The organism is Defluviitoga sp., from assembly GCF_035349255.1.
In the GTDB taxonomy this organism is placed as follows: domain Bacteria; phylum Thermotogota; class Thermotogae; order Petrotogales; family Petrotogaceae; genus Defluviitoga.
This window is the reverse complement of the sequence record NZ_DAOPSE010000045.1, coordinates 1-6,289: the sequence shown is the minus strand read 5'-3', so window position 1 is coordinate 6,289 and position 6,289 is coordinate 1. Positions and strand designations below refer to the sequence as shown.

Here is a 6,289-nt window from a genome sequence, read left to right as displayed (position 1 = left end):
ATTAGCTTGTTTAACTTCATATCCTCCTTGCTCTATCTCATCTACACTTAAAGCATGATTATAAAAAATAAGATTTTCTTTATTTGGTTTGGCTTTTCTAATGATATAGACTAACGTATCAACATTGGCACCCATAAAAACTTTAACTCCATTAAAGTCTATGATTTTTTTAATTTCACAATTTTCTTTCAAAAATTTTCTTATCTTTTCCCCATATTTTGTTCTAAGCCATTTATTAGTAATAATAAAAGAATGATAACCATCTTTTCTTACTAATTGGAGGCTTCTTAAAACAAAAAATAATGAAATATCAAAAGTATTATCAAAAGGAACAAATATTTTTGACAATATATACTTATAATCTACGCCTTTAGTAATATTATTTATCTCTTCCTGTCTTATATACGGAGGATTACCTATTACGACATCAAACCCTGCTTTTTTTAAAAAAACCTCTGGAAATTCAAATATCCAATGAAAAGTTTTTATCTCTTTTAATTTTTGTGGTGTTACCTTATATTCTTTAGCAAATATTTCATCAAGTTTTTGATTAAACAAATTAGTTATTTTTCTTAATAGATTATTTAAAGGGATTGCATACTCTGAGTTTAAAGAAACTATAAGTATGGTGGTTAATTTTTCTTTTACTTTAAGAACATTTTTAAAATCTTCTAAATTAATTTTATCTTTTGATAATATTTTATTCAAATTCTTAATTTCTTGTATTAGATTTCCATTAATTGACAAGAATTTAGTAGTTTTTTCTAAATAATCTTGCAAATCTGACATCAATTCAATTTCTTCGGAAATATATTTTCTCTGGCTTTCTTGCAAATTAATATCAAATAATACAAGCTGTGGGTTACCTTTTTTTTTCTCTTCTTTATTAAAATCTACATAACCAATGAGTGAATTTCCTTCTCGTAAATTAAAATGAACATTAGGAAATCGAATAAAAATTCCATTCTCTTTTTCTATCCTAAAATGTTTTGCAAGAGTTAAAAACATTCTTGCTTTTGCAACTTTAATTGCAGTTGGATTTATATCAACACCATAAATATTTTTTGAAAGAATTATGAAAAATTTAACTAAAAGTTTAAATTTATCCTCTCCTTGAATTTCTAACAAGTTTATAGTTATTATTTTGCCTTTTTCGTCTGTAGATACAATGTTAAGTCCTTTCTTAATATTAAGATCTTTCGCTTTATTCCATATCTTTTCGTATATATTAACCAATACGTTTATCGCACTTTCAAGAAAGTGTCCTGAACCAACCGCAGGATCAAGTATTTTTATTTCTTTTAGATGTTCAAACAATTCCACTAAAACTTCTTCATCTCCAGAATCTACAATATCGTCTATCGATTTATAATTTGTATTAAATTTTTCTTTCATTTGATCGACAAGAAATTGTTCGATAGAGTTTTTACATATATAAGAAGTTATTTCCTCAGGGGTATAATAAGCACCTTGTTTTTTTCTTTCCTCACCAGTAATTAGCTTTTCGTATATTGCACCAAGAACAAATTCATCAATATTTCCTTCTGTCCAATCTCTACTTTCAAAAAGATTTAATAGAGGAATATCAAAACTAATTTTTTTAGGGTCTTGACTTATTAGTTTATCTGTCAGTTCATTTTTATAAAAGCATTCATCTGGAATAGATACTGCTTCGCTATATTCTTCTCCATTTAAAAAAGCAGCAGGTCCGATAACAACTATTTTCCCAATATTCTGGTCTTCAATATATTGTTTGCTTTCTTCGTTACTCATTTTGTCAAAGAGATAATTGAGAAAATCATAATAATTTTTAAATTCGTTAAAAAGTTTTTTTTGAGTCAGTTCGTTAAATTTAGTGATAAAATATTTTGCATCCTTGTTGAAAAAACCTCTTTCCTGTAAATACCAAAGTGTGAGCATTTGCATCATGAAGTTATCGACAAATTCTTTTCTCTTTTCTTCTTCTGATATTCCCAAAACATTTTTGAGCAAAAATTCTCTAGAATTTTTGTATAGTATATAAAACTCTTCTATCACATCAGTCCTATCGAACAGATCATTAAAACTATCTTCACTAGGTTCTTTTATTGAATTTTTAAGCTTCTTTAAAAACAAGTTATTAATTTTGTTAATTGTTTTAAGAATGTATTTGTTTTTTCTGAAATCCTTTATAAGTAGTAGCTCTTCATAAATTATGATTCCTATTCGGGGAGTATATCCACCAGCAGACGTTTTATACTGAGTTTTAAAGTAAGCAAACTTGCTTTTGTTTTTCACTTCAGCAAATAAAAATCCTTCAAATAAGGCAATGTGCTCATCACAATACTCTGGTACCACGTATAGAGCATAAGTTTTACCATCTATGAGTATTTCTTTCGTTTGGTATTTATCGAGTTCTTTTTGTATAGTTTCTTTTAATTTAGATTTCATAAAACCACCCCAAATGATTTACTGTGATTTTTAATGATTCAACTTCTGTTAATCCTTGGTTCTTGAAAAAACTGTAAAGATTTTCTACGGTACTTTTATAATCTTTTATAATTATTGTATCTTTATTCACTTCAATAAACTCATTTTCAGCAAGAATTTTTTTGATTTCTTTTGTATATAAATAATAAGGAATATTTTTAAGAGTATTCATAACCACATAAAACTCACTTTCAATGTCTTTTGCCTTTTCCCTTTCAACGAGTAAAGCATTAAATAAATTGTTAAGAAAACCTTTTTGTTCTTGGTTAGAACTTTTATTCAATATTTCTGTGATCTTTTCTGTTTCTTCTTTCATAGATTTTAAATTTTCTATTGCTTTGTCAATTTTTTGTGATTGAACTTTTCTGTGCGTTAACAAATTGATGAATTCAAGAGGCGTTTTATATTCTATTTTCCCATTTTCTGATATACACATAACTTTTTTCATTATTTTATATTTTCCTCGATAAAACTCGTATATACTCACAACTTTATTATTTCCTTCTATATAGGAATAATAAGGGCCATCATTCATTTTCGAAACTTCAATGAAGTCTTGTTCTTTATAGGCAAAGTCATATTGTATAAGATTTAATAGTTTATATTCGTCAATTTGTTCTTTTGGCATACCTTCTGGAATAAATTCTTTGAAGTCCTGAGATATACCATATTCTTCAAGTTCGGATACTGTTTTACTAGAAATATCTTTTATACGCTCGCCAAATGTTTCTATACTTATTTCTTCATCAGGAGATAATATTTTTACATCTTTTCCCACAACCAATGTAATATCTTGAATTTTTTGTTTAAGTTTTTGAAGAACACCAACAATTACCTCTATTTCATCAGAAGGAACATAATTAATAACATCAATATCTTTCTCGTTACCTATTCTATTCACTCTACCTACTCTCTGAACAATAGTCATTGGATTCCAAGGTAAGTCATAGTTTACAACCGCATTAGCATCCTGAAGATTTACACCTTCACTTAAAGCATCGGTGGAAATAAGAATTTCAATCTCACCGTATTTTTTAACTTCTTCCCATCCATCATTAGCTCGAGGGGAAAATCTCTTCATATAATTAATTTTTGTAGCAATATCAGTATCTCCAGTTACAAGAGCCACTTTAATTTTGTCTTTATCCTTTAGCCACGAATGAAGGTCTAATTCTTGCTCTATCCAGTCTATTAAATTGGTATAAATATAATAAGCAGTATCTTTGTATTGTGTAAAAATTAAGATTTTCTTTCGATTTAACGAAGGTATATTCTCTAACTCTAGAGATTTAAAGAAAGGATTAGCAATCATTTGTTTTAGAGATTCTAATTTAGGTTCATTTTTATATGAATAAATAGGTATTTTTGTTATATCTTCGCTTTCTTTCGGAACGTATCCCACAGTCTTATATTGACCTTTGGTGTTTAATTCCTTTAATTTATCCAGCTCGTTGAAGATGCAATCCATTAACTTTAGATCGTTCCATAAATTTCGTAAAACCTTTCCTAATCCAAGCTGTAATAATTCTATTTCTGAATATTGTTTCCCAGGAATTTCCTCTTCTTTAGCATATTCTAAAAGCAATTTTTCCACTCTATCAAACCATGTTTCTTCTCTTTCTTCTTCTATGCTATATTCTTCTTCGATTTCGTCTAGTTCTTTATCAATCCTTGCTTTTTCAACGGCCTTTTTGATCAAGTTTACCAATTCTTTTTTAGTAGAGAAAATCTCTTTAGAATTAAAACATTCATAGATTATCTTTTCTTTTTCGTAGAGCCTTCTAAGTGTGGTTTCAAAAGAATATATTCCACTTTCCAATCTTTTTCCCAGTATAAGTTTAAATAAATCAGCAACCTCTATTAACCTTTTTATAGATTCTTCTCCTTCTACGGCCTCTTCTTCAAAAACAACAAATCTTGTCCCATATAGTTTTGTGTGTTCGAACAATATTTTATCTAAATTGTTACTTACAGTCTCGATGAAAGTTTTATATTCTTTTGTATAAAATGAATAATAATTTAGAGTGTATGGTTTGGGATCATGAAATGTAATATTTTTATCATCAATTTTAAGGTCTTGAAGTTGTTCCGTGATATATTTTCTTGTTCTTAGTATCATGATCTCATCAAGAACATTTTGTTTAATTTCTGTAGCTATTTTTTTCAATTCCTTTTTAATATCATCGCCGTTTTCTTTTTGCAGCCTTCTTTTTAGGTTTTTGTATTCTTTCATTAAGTTATTTATTGGTATTCCTTTTACATAAAAAGGTGTAAAAGCGTCATCTGTAAATATTCGAATCAAATTATATATGTCATTTATAGAGTTATTTAGAGGCGTTGCTGTGAGAAGCAAAAATTTATTAGCAAAGCCATCTTCTTTTTTTTGTAGTTTTCTGGCGTTTTTCCATCTGTTTGTGCTACTATTTCTATACTTGTGTGCTTCATCAATTACATAAAAATCATATTCTTTTGCAATCTTTTTTAATTCTTCTTCTGTCAAATTTTGGAATATTCCTAAAGATAAAAAAGCCAAATTTCCTAAATGTTTTTGTTCTTGAGGATTATGTATTGAGTAAACTTTGAAATTATGTTCTTCTTTTTTTACTTCAGTAATTTTGTCTGTCAAGAAATAGGACGATTTAATAAGTAACTCTTCCCATTGACTAATTATAGAAGGCGGCAAAATTAACATTATTGAAGAGGTTTTACCTTTAGGTACCCAATTTGGGTGTCTCCCTTCTAGCAATTCTTCAATAATTGCTGCAGCGATGAAACTTTTCCCCAGTCCTACTGAATCAGCAAGGATAACTCCGTTATAAAAATTTATTTTTTCAATAGCATTTACCACACCTACCAATTGAAATTCCATAAGAACATCTTTCTTATATAAGTTTAAAACTCTTCCATCAAACCATTTATATACAAGATATTTGAATAATGTTTGAGGGTCTACCATCTTTCCAATTTTTGGATAAGGGCTGTTTGGTAATACTCCTGATAAATCAATAACTTTAAGTAAGTCTTCTCTAAATTCAATCGATTCCTCCCAAAGGGAATCAAACCAATTGTTAAGATAATTAACTTCATCTCGTGAAGTTAACAATACATTTAATTCTTTATTCCTAGTAATTCCTACAGAAGTAAAATTAGAAGAACCAACTGCAGCCAAACCTGATGAACCATAAGGTTCTTTTGGATTTGTAAGAAATAAATACAATTTTGCATGCAATCTTGATTTGTCATAAAGTTTTACTTTTATTATGTTATTAGACACAAAATCCCTTAATGTCTTCAATTGAGACACTTCTTCATCACTAAGCTGCTCGCTCTGCAAATCTTCTATCATCCTTTGTTTGAAAATTTCACGTAAGTTATATCCCTCTACTAGTTCTTCTTTTGTAGGGTAAGTTGTTTCATTTCCCATTACAATTTTTAGAAAAGGCCTATTTTCATAATCCTTTGGAAAGTCGTCCTTCACTAAATTAAATCCACTTAAGAAAAAATATCCAATGGCAAATTTAGCTTCTTTAGACTTTTTTAGCTGATCTTTTATAACTCTAACTAGCTCTCTCCCTTGACTATTATCTATTATATTAGGAGCAATTTCTCTGTTCATATTTCTATATCCTTTCTTAAGTATTAGTTAATAGACTTAACAAAAGTTGTCATCTTTATTATTATACACTTTTTTATCATTATAACCAATCCATTTCTTGCTCCTCCAATAACATTTCAAACAAACTTATAAACTTAATATTTAAAACAGTTATGATTTCTCAACGTTATATGTTCGCAAGATTTTCTAAAGTTTTAATTCCTC

At 28.1% G+C, this 6,289-nt stretch carries 2 protein-coding genes; both read right to left on the bottom strand.

The window, feature by feature from the left end:
- The coding region (locus PKN74_RS07430) for an Eco57I restriction-modification methylase domain-containing protein (protein WP_472310119.1) at positions 1-2,430 on the bottom strand (2,430 nt) is incomplete at its 3' end.
- Positions 2,420-6,085, bottom strand: coding sequence for a helicase-related protein (locus PKN74_RS07425; RefSeq protein ID WP_045088295.1), 3,666 nt, complete (start codon positions 6,083-6,085; stop codon positions 2,420-2,422). The genes PKN74_RS07430 and PKN74_RS07425, both read right to left, overlap by 11 nt.
- Positions 6,086-6,289 lie beyond the last annotated feature (204 nt).